Origin of the sequence: Quyinboa mangrovi, from assembly GCF_042219825.1 — a bacterium.
Lineage (GTDB): Bacteria > Bacteroidota > Bacteroidia > Bacteroidales > UBA5342 > JBHJHP01.
In genome coordinates, this window is record NZ_JBHJHQ010000003.1 from 447726 (window position 1) to 468396 (window position 20671).

General features: G+C 43.8%; 10 protein-coding genes. 1 reads left to right on the forward strand and 9 read right to left on the reverse strand.

What is annotated here, in order from left to right; all coding sequences use genetic code 11:
* Positions 1–25: 25 nt before the first annotated feature.
* The 9 genes from ACE1ET_RS07930 to ACE1ET_RS07970 form a co-directional block, all read right to left on the reverse strand.
* Positions 26–3550, reverse strand: a complete 3525-nt coding sequence (locus tag ACE1ET_RS07930; protein ID WP_375727846.1) for a beta-L-arabinofuranosidase domain-containing protein — start codon at positions 3548–3550, stop codon at positions 26–28.
* A gap of 145 nt (positions 3551–3695) precedes the next feature.
* Positions 3696–5732, reverse strand: a complete 2037-nt coding sequence (locus ACE1ET_RS07935) for an alpha-glucuronidase (protein WP_375727847.1) — start codon at positions 5730–5732, stop codon at positions 3696–3698.
* A 37-nt stretch (positions 5733–5769) separates the two neighbouring features.
* Positions 5770–6921, reverse strand: a complete 1152-nt coding sequence (locus ACE1ET_RS07940) for an endo-1,4-beta-xylanase (protein WP_375727848.1) — start codon at positions 6919–6921, stop codon at positions 5770–5772.
* 20 nt (positions 6922–6941) lie between these two features.
* Positions 6942–9122: a polysaccharide lyase family protein gene (locus tag ACE1ET_RS07945; RefSeq protein WP_375727849.1), complete on the reverse strand. Its 2181-nt coding sequence runs from the start codon at positions 9120–9122 to the stop codon at positions 6942–6944.
* Positions 9123–9240: 118 nt separating this feature from the next.
* Positions 9241–11157, reverse strand: coding sequence for a sialate O-acetylesterase (locus tag ACE1ET_RS07950; protein ID WP_375727850.1), 1917 nt, complete (start codon positions 11155–11157; stop codon positions 9241–9243).
* A 39-nt stretch (positions 11158–11196) separates the two neighbouring features.
* Positions 11197–11619, reverse strand: a complete 423-nt coding sequence (locus ACE1ET_RS07955; RefSeq protein ID WP_375727851.1) for a VOC family protein — start codon at positions 11617–11619, stop codon at positions 11197–11199.
* Between the two features lie 33 nt (positions 11620–11652).
* Complete coding sequence (locus ACE1ET_RS07960; protein WP_375727852.1) at positions 11653–12924, reverse strand: DEAD/DEAH box helicase; 1272 nt, start codon at positions 12922–12924, stop codon at positions 11653–11655.
* 273 nt (positions 12925–13197) lie between these two features.
* A complete protein-coding gene (locus ACE1ET_RS07965; RefSeq protein ID WP_375727853.1) occupies positions 13198–15168 on the reverse strand; it encodes a DUF362 domain-containing protein in 1971 nt (656 codons plus the stop codon).
* Positions 15169–15244: 76 nt separating this feature from the next.
* Positions 15245–16180: a permease gene (locus ACE1ET_RS07970; protein WP_375727854.1), complete on the reverse strand. Its 936-nt coding sequence runs from the start codon at positions 16178–16180 to the stop codon at positions 15245–15247.
* Positions 16181–16371: 191 nt separating this feature from the next.
* On the opposite strand from ACE1ET_RS07970, the gene ACE1ET_RS07975 reads away from it, so the two are divergent.
* Positions 16372–20658: a family 43 glycosylhydrolase gene (locus ACE1ET_RS07975; protein ID WP_375727855.1), complete on the forward strand. Its 4287-nt coding sequence runs from the start codon at positions 16372–16374 to the stop codon at positions 20656–20658.
* The last annotated feature ends 13 nt before the right edge of the window (positions 20659–20671 follow it).

Here is a 20671-nt window from a genome sequence, read left to right on the forward strand (position 1 = left end):
AATTAAATATCGCATTACAAATGGTTTAATATATAACAACTTTCCCTGCCTGTGCTTTACCGTCGGAGCAGACCCTGATAATTTTTACTCCAGCCTCCTGACATTCAAACTCTTCATAAGAATCCCTTATGGTACGCTTATCAATAAGTTTCCCCCGAATATCATAAATAGCAACCGTTCCATTTTCGGGTAATGCTGTGATCCTGATACTTTTATCAACTACATCAGCTTTCCAACCCATGTTATCCACTACTTCGTAAGAGATTGCGGCCTCTTCTGAAGGTTGCAATATGCGAACGTAAAACAATCCACCGGCTATGTTAGATAAATTGATAGCCTGAAACTTTACCGTAATCTGTTCCTTTCCTTCCGTCATGGAATTCGGAATAGGGTATTCCACATTTTTAAATTCATCGACATTCCACTTCCCAATCAGGTTTTCAGTCGTTAATTTAACGTCGTCAATCAGAATTTCGAAAGTTCGGCTACCATACGTTTCATTACCCCAGTAACGCACCATAAGAGAAAGATCTGATTTACCCTGAGTACTAAAGGTGTAACTGATAAAGCCACCGTTATTGGCGTCGCGCCAAAATTCATTCTGCCAGTTTCCGGTAGTGGAGTTAGAACTTTGCAGGTTGTGGTCTGCCTCAGGCTGTTGTTCACCCGGTGCCACCTGATCCACTGTCCGTGCATCCAGCTCCAGTTCTGCCTTCTCAATTTCAGCCAGACTATCCAGTACGCTCTGATACTGATCCTTGTTCAGCGCCAGCCAGTACATCATGTACCTTGCGTCATGTATTTTGTAGAACGGTTCCAGTACCAGATCTGTATCTTCTGCATCAGGAAACAGATCATTTGCTTTAAAGTGCAATGGCTCCCCTTGTACAGGAACTATTTTTGCGGTGATGCTGTCCCTGTCAGCAACCAGTACAGGTGCCTGATCCAAAGGCATCAGGCTGCCACTCGCAATATGCCCCCAGCGACTGTCATCCGCAACCAAGCCAGCCAGATCCTGTGTCCCGGTTTTTGCACCCAGTAGTACCGGACCATGCATTATGGCCACGTAGCGGGATACGTTGGGAAGCTGTTCAATTGCGTTATGCATTGGCAGTAAAATCTTCACAGTATCTCCGTCACTCCATGTACGCTGAACCGGGATATAGGTCTGTGGTACTGACTGCACATCAAGGGTATCGTGGTTAACGATAATTTTCAGTGCACCTGCATTAACCCACCCTGGGGAACGAACTTTCAGTATAAAATCGGTTGGTGTGGTAGTAGATATAATTAATACCGTCTGCTCCTCATCAGGAAAAGATGTCTCCTGTCTTAGCGTTAAACCTTTTTCTTTCCAGTTAAGCTCTGATGCAATAAAGAGGTTGAGATACAGCGATTCGTCATCATGCGTATAGATAAACTCACCATATTTACCGTGATTTTCCATGCCGGTTCCAACACAACACCACATGGCCTGGTTGGGCGCAGAATAAACCCGGTAGTGCTGAGGACGTGCCGGCGTAAAGTATACATAACCCCCATGTTCCGGATGCTGTGTGGAAAGGATATGATTCAACATCGCCCTCTCATAAAAATCAGCGTATTTGGCCTGAGGATCAACACGAAACAGATCTTCTGTCAATTTCAGCATATTGTTGGTATTGCAGGATTCCGGACCCTCCACATCATTTATATAATCTATGCAGGCAGAAGCCTGTGGAAAATATTCCTTCCGGCTGTTGCCTCCAAGTGCAAGGCTGCGGTTTTGGGTCACAGTCTGCCAGAAAAACTGACCTGCATTCGTGTATGCCACATCTTTGGTCAGTTCTGCAATTCTTTGAAATCCGACAGCTTTAGGAACCTGTGTATTGGCATGTTTGTTATCCAGATTATCTACATGAGCAGCCATACTGTTTAAAATCTGCTTATGTGAAAACCGTTTCGCCGCTGTAATATACTTTGCTTCACCGGTCATCTGGTAAGCATCAGCCAGTACCTCATTCATGCCACCATGTTCAGTGTTCAGCATGGTTTCCATCTGTGCATCAGATAAACCGGAAGTGATCGAAATGGCCCAGTCACAAAATTTCAGGAATACTTCTTTCGCGGTTTCATTATTGCCATACAGCCAGGCATCACGTAAGCCGGCATACGTTTTATGCAGATTGTACCAGGGAACCCAGGCTGAGGTATAGTTGCTGAAATTCCCTGTTTTAAATGTTGACCATACCGAATTACTTGAAGGAACACCCCCGGCATAACCTACACCCCATGCTGGATATTTAATTGCGTTTGCATCCTGGCAGGATTTCAATTCATCCACCATATAATCCATGCGTTGCTTACAGGTTGAATTACCGGTAGCTGCATAATTGATAGCCATTGCCGTAAGATAATGTCCGCCTATGTGCCCGTCAAGTCCGATCCAGTTGGGATAACTGGAGGCTTTTGCAGACAAACCGGCTTCCTTGCGATAAGGAGCAAGTAAGCGATCCACATCATATTTCAGAAGCGTCTGGATATTCAGATCCTCCGCATGTTTAAAAGGACCATCCAACAGTGTAACATCCCCCAGTGGGAATTCATTGGTGTAAAGTTTATCCTGTTGTTCACCGGTAATTTCAAAAGGGTTTTCAACCGTGTAATTCAGGGTATAGATTTTTGATTCTGAGCCACCCACAGATGTGATCGTTATAACAGACACCCCTGTTCCTGAGGTGATATCAACCGCTTCATTTCCTGAAACAGCAACACCGGGTACAGCCGGAACCAATTCCGGATTGACCAATGTGGCACCAGCAGGCAGTGTCACAGTATAGGCTAGAGAGTCAGGATTAAAATCCGGTTCAAACTGCCCATCTGTGACTTTAATATTCAATAGAGAGGCATTGGTTTTCACTTCTTCAGTTAACTCACCGATATAGGTCAGCGTAAAATTATCCACCTTGAACCATCCATGACCATCTCCAGAAGTTAGGTTTGGAAAAGCATATCCCTGTTGAGTTGCTCTACCATTTGTACGAACACCCAACACTAAATTACCGTCGGTTACCGGAGCCGTGACCGTCAATGTTAAAAACGGTCCCCTGTCGTTCTGAGTTTCAGTATATCCGCCGAAAGAATACGTCTCTGCCCTGCCTAAAACAGACAGATTATCTGTGGAATAATCGTTTTCTGATCCAAACAACTGCGAAACCCCGTTGGCAAAAATACGCTGGGTAGTTAAGCGACTGGTGCTTGCATTGCTACTTCCCATAAGATCTCCTGTGATGGTGTACATGCCTTCCGGAAGCCCTGTGATCGTTTGAGAAAGTTCTACATCGCCAATACTCGCATTCCATGTGCCGGCAATGTACGTCCCTGTTTTGGTGTCGTCTCCATCGTTGTTCACTCCAACCCATGTATAGCCACTGGCTCCGATCCAGTTCCAGCCGTTAGCGTTGCCGGATTCAAAACTAGGGTTGGTAATGGAGTTGGTATAATTTGTTTGTGCATTTGCAGTTTGTAAACCAAGCAAGACTACAAAGGCATAAAAAATGGTTTTTTTCATGAAATAAGCATGTTGTTAGTACGGGGCAAATTTAAAAACTTATTGATATTATCGGGTTTAAATTGACGTCAAACCAGAAATTAATCCGATTTTAAACAAGAAGTAAACTCATGCCTTTAATGCGTTAATATGTCGTTTATCACTTTTAATCTATCTGCATCAGTTCGTTCAGCCTGTAAACCGGTGGTTCTACATTATCAGGTAAAAGCATTCCGCTGAACTGCTGAAAATAGAGCAGACAGGCAGCCTTCCAGATACGGGCATTATCGTATTGTTCCCGCAATTTACCCTGAACCTGATAAAACCGTTCGGAATCCATATACAATCCCATATTATTCCAGGTTTTTTGAAATTTATCTACCTCTTTAACACCACTATCATACCTGTAACACAGCTCATTCCATAAGGTATTACCATTATGCAGCTTGTAATCCCATGGCACATGATGAAACCAAAGCAGGTACTTTTCAGGACAAGTTTTCAAATCATTAAAAACAGATGGCAATGGTTCATTATACTGGCTGACTGCATTGCTTCCATTCCGGGTCCGGTCAAAACCGATACCTTTATCATCAGCCTGATGGTAATATGGTCTGGTCCAGTCTTTACGCCAATCTGCGGGATTCCACCATGGAGCCGGACCATAATGGTCGTTTGCGGCGAACAAGTGATGCAACCCAAGCGGCATCATATAATTCACTGCTGCTTCACGGCTTTCAATCATCATTTGTTTTACCGGGTGCAAAAAATGTTGGAACCATAAGGAAGTATCCGAAAGTTCTTCCCGGGCATTCAAAAATGTCAGCTTCAGCCATTCATCTGCGACCTGTTCGCTCGTTAAGCTATTGCTCCAGGCCATTCTTCCAAAAGCATACCAGTTGGCCTGCGCAAAGGGATGACCACACCAATTTGGGTCAGAACCAATATTTGACACACCGGCAATCAACGTATGTTGAAAAGGGATTATGTCACCACCCGTGTATCGGGCAATCGTACTTCCGGGACCCTCCATATAAGTGTCGCTGTTAAAAAACTCCTCCCACATGGGCGCCAGAAAAACCAGGTGAACATTTTGCCCAAGGTATTCCTGTGTGATCTGCAGCTCCGGCATCACAGCCGTTTCTTTCATCCCTCCGAATAGCGGACTGAAGGGTTCTCGCGGTTGAAAATCCAGCGGCCCGTTTTTGGACTGGATGATAACATTATCCCTGAACTTTCCGTCCAGAGGGACAAATTCGTCATAAGCCTGTTTGACGCGGTCGTCTCCGGAAGGTTTATAAACAAAGGCGCGCCACATCACAATTCCACCATACGGCTTTAATGCATCGGCCAGCATATTGGCCCCATCGGCATGGGACCGGCCAAAATCCTGTGGCCCAGGCTGTCCCTCACTGTTAGCTTTGACCAGGAATCCACCGAAATCGGGGATAAGCGCATATATTTCACTGACTTTTTCCTGCCACCATCCTATAACATCAGGATCAAGCGGATCAGACGTTTTAAGTCCGCCGATCAGCGAAGGAGAGGAGAATTTAACCGCCAGATAAGGTTTTATACCATAAGGCCTCAGTACATCAGCGATCTCCTGAACCCTCTTCAAAACCTTTGGACTTAACATTTGAGGTGATGCATTGACATTATTCAAAACAGTCCCGTTTATCCCGACCGACGCATTTGCCCGCGCATACTCCTTCCATAGGTTTCTGTCCTGTGCTGTAACAGTAAAGGCATCTTTGCCTTTGCGCCAGAATATCGATGAACCGGCATAGCCACGTTCGATGCTCCCATCGAGGTTATCCCAGTGGTTCAGCAGACGAAGATCATACGATGGATTTTGAATAACCTTGTCAATGGGTGCTCCGGTTTGCTGACGACGCAGCAATTCATATACACCGTAGAGAATACCCAGATCTGTTTGAGCGTAAATCCTGTTTCGTGTCAGCCGGAATCCATCTCCTGTAATCCTTCTGTCCCCTTTAATTATCAGTCTGATTCTGGCGCCATCTTTACCCTGCCATCCCTGATGTAACTCCTGTGCAGCAATATCCAGTGTAGGAGAACCTGTTTTATATTTTACGGTGACCTGACCGTTGTTCTGTGCCCTGAGCCAGAGCTGATGACCATCTTCTGCAGTGATGTTCAGGCATAATAGCAGCGTGAGAAGTAAAAGTGTTCGTGTCATGTTATGGCATTTTGACCGGATTGTGTTGTTTGTTACTTTATTTTTTGGTTTCCTGTATGATTTCCGTAACTACCGGTTTGGCTCTGCCACTGCGGTCATACAGCAAGGGATAATCCGTTCGTCCTCTCACCGGCCAGTTGTTACGCCAGGAGTTGGCATCGGTCACACCCCAGAAGGTAACCCGTGAAATCTGATCCTGATGTTTTATAAAGAGACCAAAAAAATTAAGGTAACGGGCATTGAACTTTTGCAAAACAGAATCAGGCAATCCGTCTTTATAGGGATTGATCTTTTCCTGGTATGCCTTGTTTTGAGCAACTTCAGCCCCTGTATTTCCCCATGGTGAAGGCAATACCGTAAGATCCATTTCTGTGATCATGACCTTAAGCCCCAGACCTGCGAAGGCTTCCATACTTTTTTCATATTCTGCTAAATCCGGGTAACTTAATCCGATGTGTGTTTGCATACCAATGCCATCAATCCGAATGCCTTCCTGCTGAAGTTCCTTCACCATTTTGACAACACCTTCACGTTTTCCGGCATTTGCCATTGAATAGTCGTTGTAATATAACTCTGCTTCAGGATCAGCCTGATGTGCCAGCCTGAATGCCAGTTTGATGAAATCTTTACCCAGTATCTGATAAAATTTACTTTGTCTGTATGATCCGTCATCCAGGATGGCCTCATTCACCACATCCCAGCCTTTCACACGTCCTTTATACCTGCCGACAACAGTAAGGATATGTTGTTTTATGCGCTCCTTCAATACCTCCGGTGTGACATCCTTTCCAAGGCTGTCTGTAAAGAACCATCCGGGAATCTGGGAGTGCCATATGAGGGTATGACCCGTTATGAACATGTCATTTTCTTCCCCGAATTTCACAAATTGATCGGCCAGCGAAAAGTTAAACCGACCTTCTTCCGGCTGAAGCGATGCACTCTTCATGCAGTTCTCAGCCACGATGGCATTAAACTGTTCCTTTACAATACGGACAGCTAAGGTATCCCTACCTGTTATCTGGGCTCCGTTCAGGGCTGTTCCAATATAAAACTTACCCTTGAACGCATCCTTTAATGCCAACCCATTTTGACTGGATTTCGGCACACATGCAATGGTCGATAATACCATTAGAAAAAGCAGAGCATAATAGAGACCCGAGGCCCTTCGACCGGTTAATTTTGTTTCCATCAATAGATTTATTTTATTGTTTATTTTGATTCTGTAACAACTACTTTTTTTTGTCCTACAATGTAAATTCCGTTTTCCAATCCCTTCAGTGCTTTTTCCTTTTCAACGCCTGAACGTAAACAACGGCCTGAAACCGTATAAACATCTACCCTCTTGCTTTCATCTTCCACATCCATTTTAACAGTTTGTATTGATGTTGCATAATCAAAAATGATCCTGTAGGTAGCTGTAGATATCCCATCATCCGCTGTGACATGCACATATGCGGTATCCGGAATTTCGGTCACGTTATCAATATGAACCATTGCATTTTCGTTTACAGCAAGGGCTGATACGGTTGGGAACACTGTAGTACCCTGTGGGACAGAAACAACGTAGGTGCCGATTCTGTAATTAAATGCCGGACTAAGCTGACCTGTACTTACCGTGAGTGATGCCAGCGACGGGTCATGCACACTTTTGCTGGTATCGGCTTCCAGGATGATCGCATCGTACATTATTCCTTTATATTCCTGTGCTGAGCCGTAACTTCTGAGTTGCAGGGTGTTTTCACCTTCCTGTAAAAGGCTTTTATCCATATCGCAGCTTATACATTTGTATTTTCCACTGGTCAGTGAGGATCTGCGGATTCCGCTGTCACTCCAAAGATCGTTCACCGAAACGGTTTCACCGTTCAGGATAAGATCGAGGTGTGGCCCGGCATCCACGCCAGCCAGCGCTACTTTAATTACAGGATCATTCAAAACAGAAACATCTGCTATGTTAAAATTTATATCCCAGGTGCTGTTCACCCGCTGACAATAATACCAGTTAACACGTGGAGTATCGACTTCACTGTTATAGGTCAGCTCATAGGGTGATTCTTTCCAACGGCCATAGGCTCTTGGCATGTTTCCCAGCTTATATTCGCCGGATTTATGATCTGCTACCCCTATCTGAAATATTGTTTTTTCTCTGTCTTTAGCATCCCACTGAATGATACCTGCATCATTATTCCCTTCGCTGATAAGCACGTTATCCTGTCTCAGCTCATCAATTAATTTGCCTTTCTGCGTATAGGCATACAGGGTATAGGTTCCGGGAATGATCTTTTCAATTTTAAAATTCCCGTTTTCATCGGCTTCAGCCCAAAAGAAATAATCGTAAGGTTGCCATTGCCAGCGCCCTTCTTCAGGAATCCAGGATGGCCCGGCTTTGCACAGCACCACCATGGCACTATCCACCATTCCACGGCCTTTTATATCCAGCTTTCCGTTTAAGTTGCCACGTGAGCGCGCAAACAAATCATGTTCAAGCCACTGGTACGGCCATTCTGATTTCAGTTCTGCAGCCTTTTGCCTGGCATCCGCAATTATTTCTTCATTGGTTCCACTGTTGATATAAATAAATGCAGGGCCAAAGATCTTGCTCCAATGTGTATATTCATCCTGTAGCGTTATGGTTTCACTCCCGAAATGGCCCGTTAAAAAGGGACAAAGCAATATGGGCGTTGTATTTGTCCCATGGAGTGTGGTCTCCTGCATGGTTGGACCGCCGGAAATGTATTCATGGCTGGCTTCTATATTCCAAACACCTGTTCCATTACCCATAAGGCCATGCAGATCGTCGTAAATTTTATAGGTACACCAGTCATATTTGGTATAGATGGAGCCATCCTGAAGCAGGAAGGTCGCATCCTGAATTTCCTCCACATAATTTGCCAGCACATCCGGATGAATCATGGGGCCCTGGCGTTCTACAGTCCAGGCATAATCAAATATGTCCTTATCCACGCGAAAGGCAAACCGCAACTGTCCAAGCGACTTACCGGCAAGTCCGGCATCCGAAACCACGAAGTAAGTATAAAAGCCGGACTCGTTTTTTCGAAACACAAAGTGCATTTCAATATCAAAATTATCGACTTTCCGAAAATAGATATCTGCTATTTCGGCTGTATTTACTTTTATGCCGGGCTGCAGTGCTGAGGGTGAAAAAAAACCGTTATCGTCATTGTAGGAAAAATAACCGTATCCGCCATTATTCAGAAGATTGGCTTCTCCCTTCAGATTCACCGAAATCATCTTTCCACCATCAATCTGAGCTTCAATCATGCCGTTATCTACAGCTACCGTGTTCCCGCTAACCACAGCAATATTCTGAGCAGGTACAGCAAAAAAGTACAACTGCAATACAATAAATATGAGGTCTTTAACCCTATTCATGTTACTTTATGCTGGCGTATTACTTTTATGACGTTAACTCTTTGTGGTTCAAACCATGTGATCATCCTTAATAATCAGTACAATATACAACCTTCCAGGCCATATTTCCAAAATCGTTTCAGTCTGCAGTTGTAAAAGGGGAAGCCGGTAAGCCCTCTAAATTGTAAAGGTTGACAGACGCAGGATTGTCAGCCCATCCATACCTGACCGCTTGTGGATGCTGTATTTTGTTGCTCCAGACTTTGATGGAATTTTGGCTCACAAAATCAGCTTCAGCCACCACAAATTGTCCATCTGAACCGGCAATTTCAAATCCCTGCAGCCTGCAATTGGTGTTAAACCCTGTACCTGTGGACTTAAACGTAAGGACAATGCTGTTGTTTTCCACTGACATATGCTCATAGAGCGGACCGGAGCTTATGATTCCGGTATCACCATAAGCAACTTTATTTGCCTGTAGGGCTAAGCGATGCCCCACTTCTTTTTTATTCAGGGGATGGATATCATTCCATTCCCCTATATCGATCGTTACGGCCATACCGGTCTTTGGAAGGTCTAAAACCCTTCGCTGCGCATCTCTGAGTTCAGCCCATTTACTCCCGGTGGGACAACAGGATGTTTCCCCGTAATTTGCCAGTTGAACATACAAAAATGGCAGGTTACTACTATTTAATGTGGAACGCCAATCCTTAATGACATCGGGAAACAGCTGCCTGTATTCATCCGGTTTCGCGGTGTTTGATTCTCCCTGGTACCAGATCACGCCTTTAAATTCAAAATCCCGGACCGGAAAAAGCATGGCATTGTATAAGCCGGCAGGTTTATAGCGAAAAAACGTTTGAGGGTTTAATGGTGGCATAGCTGCTCCCGGATGATACTTCCACATGCCGGTCAGATCAACAGCCAGAGAATCAATCAAAATTTTATAGGGTTTATCGACCACAAATCCCCCCTTACCGCTCGGACAGACTACCCGGACCATCAGCTCATTTCGTCCGGATTTTAAAACACCGGACGGCACCTTGTAAATGCGTGGTGGATACTGGTATCCAACAGATCCAACAAAAACACCATTTAAAAATGCTGAGTCGCTGTCAATAATTCGTCCCAGGCGAAGCGTTGCTTCTCTGCCTGAAAGTTTATCCGGAACATCAAAGTTTTTTTGAAACCAGACCGAACCGTTTATCAAATCCAGTCCCTTATCATTCCAGTATCCCGGAAGTGAAATGGAAGGCCAGCCGGACACATCCACTCCGTATTCTGACCAAAGTGCCACCCCCGGATCATTGGCGTTCAGCTTTTTAAACCATACGTTTCGACGATTCCTGTCCGACGATTCCACACTGTCAACATATGAGGGGTTTGAACAGATTTTCAACATTTCGGCATATTCAGGATAGTGTTTCAAATTTTCCTCACTCAACCATGCTTCAGCCGGCGAACCACCTACCGCAATATTCACCAGGCCAACCGGAACGTGATAGCGCTGTTGGAGTTCAGCGGCAAAAAAATACGCAACAGCAGAAAAAGACCTGATATGAGCCGGCACTGCTTTCATCCAGTAGCCTCCCGGAAGTCTGGTTTGTGGTTCCTGAAAATGATAGCTTATGGGTACGCGAAAAATACGGATATCAGAAATATTTATGCGATCAATTTCTGTAGCATACAGATCGGTAACCCTGCTCAGTGGCAGTTCCATGTTCGATTGTCCTCCACATAACCATACATCACCAATCAGAATATCATGGATGGTAATGGTGTTAATCTGCATGTCGTAAGGACCGCCTGCTTCAGAAGCATCTAACTCTGTGCTCCACTTGCCGTGGGTATCAGCTTTCGTTGCATAGCTTTTGTCTCTGAAAATAATTTGAACCTCTTCATCCGGATCAGCCCAACCCCAAATGGTTAATGGTATATCGCGCTGCAATACCATGCCGTTGCTTATTAAAGCAGGCAGCTTTACCTCTCCAAATACCTCATATGGATCAAGCAGCAGGAATAATATAATGAGAATAAAATTTGAGACTCCTTTCATAAGATCTCAAATTTAGAAATAATTTCTTATAGCTTAAAGTCAGCTATTGCAGACAATCTCGTATTTAATGTTTTCGGTATCCTTAAAATAAACAGCATAATACGTATCGCTGTATTCCGGATGAATCTGTGGTTCAGACACAATTTCAGCACCAATCTTTAATAGTTGCACGTAAGCATCATCCACTTCACCTCTTGATTCTGCTCTGAACGCCAGGTGATGCAAGGCGCCAGGTTTTCTACGGTTTATACTGTCGTTCTGAAAGGCTTTTCTTGGCGAGGTAATGGCAAAAGCAAGGTTATCGTGCGTATATTCAATCACATGAAAGTCGTGTTCCCTGATAAATGCCTCAACCTTTCTGTTGATGTCAAAACCAAGGATAGGCAGAAACTTATCGTAAAATGCTTCTGCTACTTTTATGTTTTTTACTGTAATCTGTATATGATCGATAAGCGGTTGCATGGGATTTTTTTATGATTCCATACAAAGTTATCATTATTTCTTTTGCCTGCCCGAGTGTGATTTATCCGGTCTTTTCTGATTTTTATGTCTGTTGGCAAAATATTCCTGCTTTCTCAGCAACTTCTCCTTTTCGAACTCCTGCTTTTCACTTGCTGTCATTGGGCGGTCCGTCTGCGGAAAAGGATTATCGGTAATGATCTCAATTTTCTGATCAATGAGTTTTTCAATATCCCTGATCCAGTCGTTTTCTTCCGGTTCACAAATAGAAATGGAAACGCCTTCATCTCCGGCGCGGCCTGAACGTCCAATTCTGTGCACATAGGTTTCAGCGATATTCGGGATGTCGTAATTAATCACGTATTTCAGCTTGTTAATATCTATTCCCCGTGCTGCGATGTCAGTAGCCACCAAAACCCGGATCTCTCCATCCTTAAATTTACCCAAAGCCTTTTGCCTCTGGTTCTGCGATTTATCGCCGTGAATGGCAGCAGCAGACACCTTCTGCTTAAACAGATTGCGTACAATTCTGTCAGCACCATGCTTGGTCTTACAGAACAGCAAAACCTGATCCATCTTCCGGTCTTTAAGAATATGTTGCAGTAGATCCTTTTTTGTTGATTTGTTGGTGTAATAAAGGTATTGCTGTATGGTTTCAGCGGTAGACGACACCGGACTAACCTCAACCTTAACCGGATTATTCAATATCTTCCGTGAGAGATCCACAATGTTTTTCGGCATCGTAGCAGAGAAAAACAGGGACTGCCGTTTGCCGGGAAGTTTAGCGATGATCCTTCTGATATCGTGAATAAAACCCATATCAAGCATCCGGTCTGCCTCGTCCAGCACAAAATATTCAATATGGTTTAAGCGAATATAATTCTGATCCATTAAATCGAGTAATCTGCCCGGTGTTGCCACCAGAATATCCACGCCACTGCGTAACCTTCTGATCTGGGCTGTCTGATTCACTCCGCCAAAGATGACCGTATTTTTTAATCCGGTATACTTTCCGTAGGTAGAAAAACTCTCTCCGATCTGAATCGCCAGTTCCCGCGTAGGTGTAATAATCAGCGCGTTAATTTTACGCGGACTATTCTGATTCTGACGGTCCTGATACAGATGCTGCAGAATTGGGATAGCAAATGCGGCGGTTTTGCCCGTTCCGGTTTGCGCACTGCCCAGTACATCCCTGCGTTTCAATATATGTGGTATCGCTTTTTCCTGAACCGAGGTTGGAACCTCATATTTTTCGTCCTCTAATGCCTTAAGTAAAGGCTTAATTAATTCCAGATCTTCAAATCTCATGCTACTGACTGTTCTGTAAAAATGTAAGCTGTGGGAGTAATTTCAGGGATAGAATCATAGGAGGGCAAAAGTAGTGACTCTTGCTCTTAAATCAGCTTAAAACGCAGAATAATTCTGTTTTTAACTACATCCCTTTATTTAAAGGGGTTACAGCCGGGATATAAATGAATTTAATGATACAGAAATACTAAAAATAGGCGTGACTATGCTCAAAACCATACATAAAACAGTTGATAAACGGTCATGTTGATCTGATAATTATTCCGTTCTGAACTATTTAACCATAAACTTTATGGTCTGCCTTTTACCGTTGCTTTCCCAGATGCAAAGATAGGTACCCGCCTGAATTTTACGATTTGTTTCATCCTGCAGATCCCAGTTCAATGTTTGTGAACCACGAATTCCGGCAAATGATTTTATGGTTTGACCTTTAAGATTTGTAATGATTATCCTGACCGGTTCATCTGCTCCTGCAGCAACACTGATGTTAACAAAATCCCTTGCAGGATTAGGTGCCAGCGTGATCTTCAACTTACCTTCTCCTGTTGCTTTCTGCAATGGAGTAGAACCGGAAGTCTGGTAAAACTTAAGCCCTTTTACACGGTTTCCGGCATAAATAGAATTTGTTTCGGGCTCACAGATGTTGAGTGCAAAACTGTAATCTCCAAAGCGGTTCAGTGTTTTAACCATAAGAGCATTTTCCCCTTTAGCCAGCTGAACAGTGGCCACTTTACTTCCAATGTCGTTATCACCGTAAGTCTTTGTGGTTGTGGAACTGTAAACCAGTTCGCTGTTCAGATAGACGTAAATTGCTTCCTGTGCGCCAAGCCATAACTCCGCTTCCTGAGCTTTGGGTGCATAAACATTAGTGTATGCATAACATACAATGTTGGTCTGCTCGCTGTAAAACGATGATAGGTCTATCCTGTCATCAAAGAAATACACCGGCTGTGTCCATCCATCCTGACCCGAAACAGCCTTTACAGAAGCTTCCCCCGGGATATATTCTGTGGCAATACTTGTTCCCTCGTAAGGTCCTGATAAAATCCACGTTCTGTTGCTCTGACCGAATTTCCCGTTTTCAGATGTATTCTTTTTAACGCGTTTGGCTACCTCGCTGATTGTCGCACCCTCCACATTGATTTTATCAGGATCGTTTGTTCCCAGCCCCGCTTTTTCGGCCAGGGTGATGTGGGCAATATCGTCCGGGTTTAATCCCATCAGTTCTGCACAAACGTGATCTACCGCAACCGGGTCAACGCCTGCAATAATGGTATTCATCCTGACCTGGTTATCACCTTTGTATGTTTTATACGTTTCAAGGCACATCAGCGCATCCACCACCACAAAGTCAATATCGGCAATATTACACAGGTCAACGATCATTTCTGTTGTCCATCTTCTGAAGCCTACATCGTGATACAATCCGGGTGAATGCGTTGTGCCGGCCATTTTGTTATAACCGTAATAACAACCCGGTGCTGTTCCTACCTGCAGCTTTAAGGCATTTGTAATACCTGTATCATGAATTTTCAGTACCGGGACCACAATATAAACATCTGCCTGTAGTTCAGCAGCATTAACACCATAAACAGAACCCTGTATGGAAGACATCCCTTTATCTCCCAGATCCACTTCCACCACATCATCGATGGATTGGTTCAGGTTCAGAAATCTGAAATTAATGCCATTCAGATAAGTATCACTTTTCAGAGCGGTATAACCAGAGTTTGCCCAAACGCTTGAGGATGACTCCGGATCATCGTTGGTCCTGGCCGAACCCTCTGCCACCACGATCTCTACATCTCCTTCTGTAAACTCATCAATAATTTTTATCAGCGCTTTAACAACGCGGACATCGGTATTTTCTCCCTGCCCGGATGGACTGTTCGCCCCCACAAGATTGACCTTCAGCATCACGTTATCCCCTTTATCAATCACCCAGTCGAAACCACCCTGCAGATCAATGGCCTTTCTCACCATATCTTCTACCTGTTCATAAGTGATATCCGCATCGCGTGAAGAAGGATTTTCAAGACCATCATAATCAGAGGGAACCAATCCAACCTTTACCGTAGCTGCCGTTACGGCATCAAATTCCGATTCATATTTATACGTGACCAGATCGTCGGCAACATGTGAAACCACAAAATCCAGTGATATCGCAGCAAGAATTAGTATTGCGTATTTTAAATATTTCTTTCCACCCTTTTTTGAAGGTTTACGGGTTACATTCCGGTTCATATGATTATAAATAGATTTATTGCGGAAAATTAATAAAAACACCGGAATAAACAACGGTTTTAATGCTGGCAATCAACTATTTAAACAGTGTATAAATAAGACCCAGAATTGCGGCTCCTCCAATGCCGGTAATGAGATAGATGCTCAGGATGTTTTTTTTGAATGCACTTTGCATCATGGCAATGTTAGCAATTTTGGTTACAGGACCCGAAATAAAAAAAGCCAGTACAGCTCCATCGGGCAAACCCAGTTCTGATAACTGCTGAACCACAGGAATAGCGGCTCCACCACAAACGTAAAACGGGACACCCGCACCTGTTGTTATCAACACGGATAAAAAGGAGTTTTCACTTAAAAACCGAACCACGTAATAGGGATTGACCAGAATCTTGATTGCTGCCGCCAGAACGATGGCCAGAAAAAAGTATTTGCTGACATACCGTGTCATCCGGTACAGATCCCTGAAAAATGCCTTAAAACTGATATCCTGCTCCGTCTGTATCCAGGCTTCCAGATCGGGTGAAGATCTTAAAATTGCTTCTGGCGTAAGTTTTTTCCTTCTAATCAGAAACTGTGTAAGATAGCCTGCAGTCACACCCAGCAAAAATGCAGATACAACCCGCATGACAGCCATTTCATAACCCATGGCTCCGGCCGTAAGAAAAAAGAGATTCGGATTTATAATAGGAGAAGAGACCATTAAAGCCATCAGTACGGGTAAAGGTATTCCAACAACAAACAAAGCAGCACTTAACGGAATAATGATATAACTGCCCAGCGGAGAAAGCACACCAAGCAGTGCTGCAAGTACAATGGTCATCGCATTTCGACGCCCGGTAAAAATACCCGCTATGGCTTGTCGAGATACAAAAACTTTAACCAGAGAGGACAGCACAATTCCGGCAACAAGGTAGGGCCAAAGCTGATTTAACAGATCAAGCGCCTCAATGAGTATTTTCTGCGTATAACTGCCCGAATAAAGATCCAGAAATTTGTACCAAAGATTATCCATGCTCTAAAAAAATCGGAGATGAAAGTACAACATTTCTTCCTATCAATATCATTTCCGGCATATTATTGGTTCTTTATAATCGAAAAAATGAAACTCTTTGCACAATTATTCTCTTCTTATATGGCTTTGAAAGCTTATTTTTGCAACTGTGGTAAAAAAACACATCATTTAACTATTGAAAATATACAGAAATGGCTAAAACCTGCAAACACATTTTTAAACTCGTTTTGTTAACCGTAGTTCTTTTTTCGTCGGTTAATATTCTTTCGGCACAGACACTTAAGTTACATTATAATCCTGCAACAGAGGCCTTAAATGCCACAACCATCAGTGATGCATCGGGCAACGGCTTTTCCGCTGATCTAGTGAACGGAGCTTCAATCGTTTCGTTTGACAACATGCAGGTTATTGAACTGGGAAGCGGAAACGGGTATGTTAATATGGGCACCGGATTGGGAAATCTTGTAACGACCCTTCATGACTTCACGGTTTTCTGTAAACTATATATTCCTTCATCTACTTCCATAACGTCCAACGGGAACTTTGTTTGGACAATAGCCAATTCAAATAATATTGCAACAGATGCCAATGGGTGCCTGTTTTTTAGTGCAAAAAACGGCAGGTATGCCATAACACCAAACCGGTGGACAGGAGAAGAGGGCATTCAAACCGGTTCAGCACTGCAAAAAGGTGCCTGGGTTACGGTTACCTTTGTACAGCAAAACGGTACAGGATCTCTTTACTACAATGGTCTTCTGACGGTTAGCGGAGAAATTGCCATGACACCGTCAGAACTTGGCAAAACCAGCTACAATTACCTGGGAAGATCCTGTTATTCTGCAGATGCTTATTTGAGAAATGCCAAATATGCTGACTTCAGAATTTATGACGGTGCGCTCAGTTCAGCGCAGATAGAAGCATTATCCGGCCTTAAAACCAGCTCTGATGCCGTTGAATTACTGGCAGAGTTTGATTTCAGTTCAGCATCCGACAGTAAAAATACATATACCGGATCGCTGCATAACGGTGCACAACTGACTACCTTTGGCACAGTTCCTGTACTGGATCTTGGCGACCAGAACGGTTATTTTGACTTTAGTGCAGCATTTGGTGATGTCATTGTCACACTGGATAGTTTTTCTGTTTCAACGAATATTTATATCCCTGAAGGTACTTCAGTGACAGGAAATGGTAATTTTATCTGGACGTTTGCCAATTCAGATAATATGGGAACGGATGCTAACGGAAACATGTTTTTAACTGCTATCTCCACCCGCTATGCCATTTCGAATACCGGATACTGGAGCGAAGAAGAGCTTGATGCAGGCGTGCCTATGATGAAAGGCAAGTGGGTAAATCTGACCTACACCCAGCTGAACGGTCATGGTTATATTTACCTCGATGCGGATCTGATAGCCAATGGCACCATCAGTAAACTTCCCGGATCGCTTGGCTCAACAGGATACAATTTCCTTGGACGTTCCTGTTATGCCGGTGATGGTTATCTGAAAAACGCGGTTTACAGTAATTTCAGAGTTTACAATGGGGCTATTAACAGAACTGAAATAGAAAGTGTAAGTGCTGAAACATCTGTACTGAACCACACCCTGGACAGCATGATCGTTACAGCAGCATTAAGCAGTGTTACCATTGAGAATAAGGATGAAATCCGTTCTAAAATTGCCTTGCCGGGAAGTCTGAGTAACAATATTTCCATTTCCTGGTCAAGTTCTGATGAATCAGTTGTAACTTCAGACGGAACGGTTTACCGGCCTTCTTTCGGGTCCGATCCGATAAGCGTGACCATGACAGCAACACTTACACGGAATGCCTACTCGGCTTCCACACCGGTTGAAATAACTGTTTTACCCCAATATTCCGATGAAGAAAGTGTGGATATTGACCTTTCGGGACTTGAAATTGGAGGCAATACAACATATGCAAGAAGCAGTGTTATCCTGCCCTATAAAACAGCTGAAGGATCAAAAGTCAGCTGGAGCGCAGACGCTCCTGATTTCATCAATACATCGGGTCGTGTACTTAAGCCGTCTCCACTGGGACAAGGTAAAAAACAGGTTACAATGACTGCAACTGTGACGAAAGGCAATGTGACCAAAACAAAAGATTTTACCATTTATATTGCAGAAAAAGAGGACCGTTCGGCCTATCTGTTTACCTATTTTACCGGTAATGCCCAGTCGCAGGAACAGATCCATTTTGCCTTAAGCAACGATGGGTTTAATTATACGGCATTAAACAATGGTAATCCGGTAATTAATTCGGCTGATATTGCACTGAAAAAAGCTGTTCGTGACCCGCATATCCTGCGTTGCGAAGATGGCAAAACATTTTATATGGTAGTAACCGATATGAAATCCAGCGAAGGATGGAGCAGCAACCGTGGTATTGTGTTACTTAAATCAACTGACCTGGTTAACTGGACCAGTGCGACCGTTAATTTTCCTACACGGTGGCCGGATCAGTGGGCTAATGTGTTGCGTGTATGGGCACCACAAACCATTTACGATCCCGATGCCGGAAAATACATGGTTTATTTCTCATTGCTGACCAGTGACGGAAAAGTAACTTACGATAAGATATTTTACTGCTACGCCAATGCAGACTTCACCGACCTTGAAGGTGAACCGCAGTATCTGTTTGACAGAGGTTCGGCTACCATAGACGGTGATATCATTTTCAGCGATGTGGATAAGCTTTACCATATGTTCTTCAAAAATGAAGGGATAGGAGGCATCAGCGAGGTCACTGCAGAAACGCTTACACCACAGGATGGTGAAACGCCCGGATCGCAATGGAGTACACCTCTTGATAATGTGGATCAGACGGATGAAGCCGTTGAGGGAGCCGGTGTTTTCAGGTTAATTGATCAGGATAAATGGATTCTGATGTATGACTGCTATGGTGCGGGACATTATCAGTTCTGTGAGACACCCGATCTGAAAAACTTCAGTTATGTGATGGACAACTATTCCATGGATGCACGGCATGGTACATCCATAGCCATTTCTGAAGCTGAAGTAAACAGGCTGATAGAAGCTTTCCCATCTACTGCCCTGAATTCAATTTCAGGCATTGGCGTACGGAACAAGAATATACGGGATGCCGGTATTGACATAAACAGCACAAGTAAGAACATTCATATTCCGGTATATTATGGCGTTGATCTTTCATCGTTTGATCCGGAATTATATGCCACCCCCGGAACAACGATAACACCTGTTGGCAATCAGGATTTTACAAACGGTAGTGTGGCATATACATTTACACTGAATGGAAATTCAGTTACCTATAATGTTACAACCGAGATTTGGGCTAACCCGGTAATCCCGGATTTTCATGCCGACCCGGAAGTGCTCTATTCTGAGCAGACCGGCCTCTTCTATATCTATCCTACCACAGATGGTTATGCCGGATGGGGCGGATATTATTTTGATGTTTATTCATCGCCGGACCTTGTAAATTGGACTAGCCAGGGAACCTTTCTTGATCTCAGCACCGACCAGGTCAGCTGGGCAACGGGAAATGCATGGGCACCTTGTATCATAGAAAAGAAAATTGCTGATAATCAGTACCGGTATTACTTTTACTTCAGCGGTGAAAGCGGAGGAAAGAAAACCGGTGTGGCTGTATCGGATTATCCAACCGGGCCGTTTGTGGATTCCGGTTCACCCATGATCAGCTCCAATCCGGATGGTGTTGGCGGGCAAATCATCGACAGTGACGTATTCGAAGATCCCGTATCAGGCAAAACTTATATTTACTGGGGAAACGGCTATATGGCTGTAGCCGAACTGAATGATGATATGACGTCCATTAAAGAGGAAACCATTAAGGTAATTACCCCTCAGGGAGGTACACTGGCTACATATGCTTTCAGGGAAGGAACTTACGTGTTTTACAGAGACGGGCTTTATTACTTCCTCTGGTCGGTTGATGATACCGGTTCACCCAATTACCATGTGGCTTATGGTACATCTGATTCGCCAACCGGACCGATCAATGTAGCCAGTCAGCCTATTGTGATGCAGCAGGATCCGGATAATGAGATCTACGGAACGGCTCACAATTCCATTATACAAATTCCCGGACGCGACGAATGGTACATTGTATATCACCGGATCAACAAAAACTATCTGAACGACGGACCGGGTTATCACCGTGAGATTTGCATTGACAGGCTGTATTTTAACGAAGACGGCACCATTAAGCCGGTCACACCCACACACAGGGGAATTAATCCGGTAGATGTAAACAGTAACTTTAATACCAGTACATCTCAGTTTTTTTTTAACCGGGAGTCAACAAAAGGTGCAGTAATTCAACAGGAATTATACACTGTATCGGGTCAGCTTATTTCTGTAAACGACTTGCAGGCACAGAACGGTATCATCATCGTTGTTAACCACTACGAAAACGGAAGTACTGATACAAAAAAGATGGTGGTTTTAAACCATTAACGTAAAAAGAAAT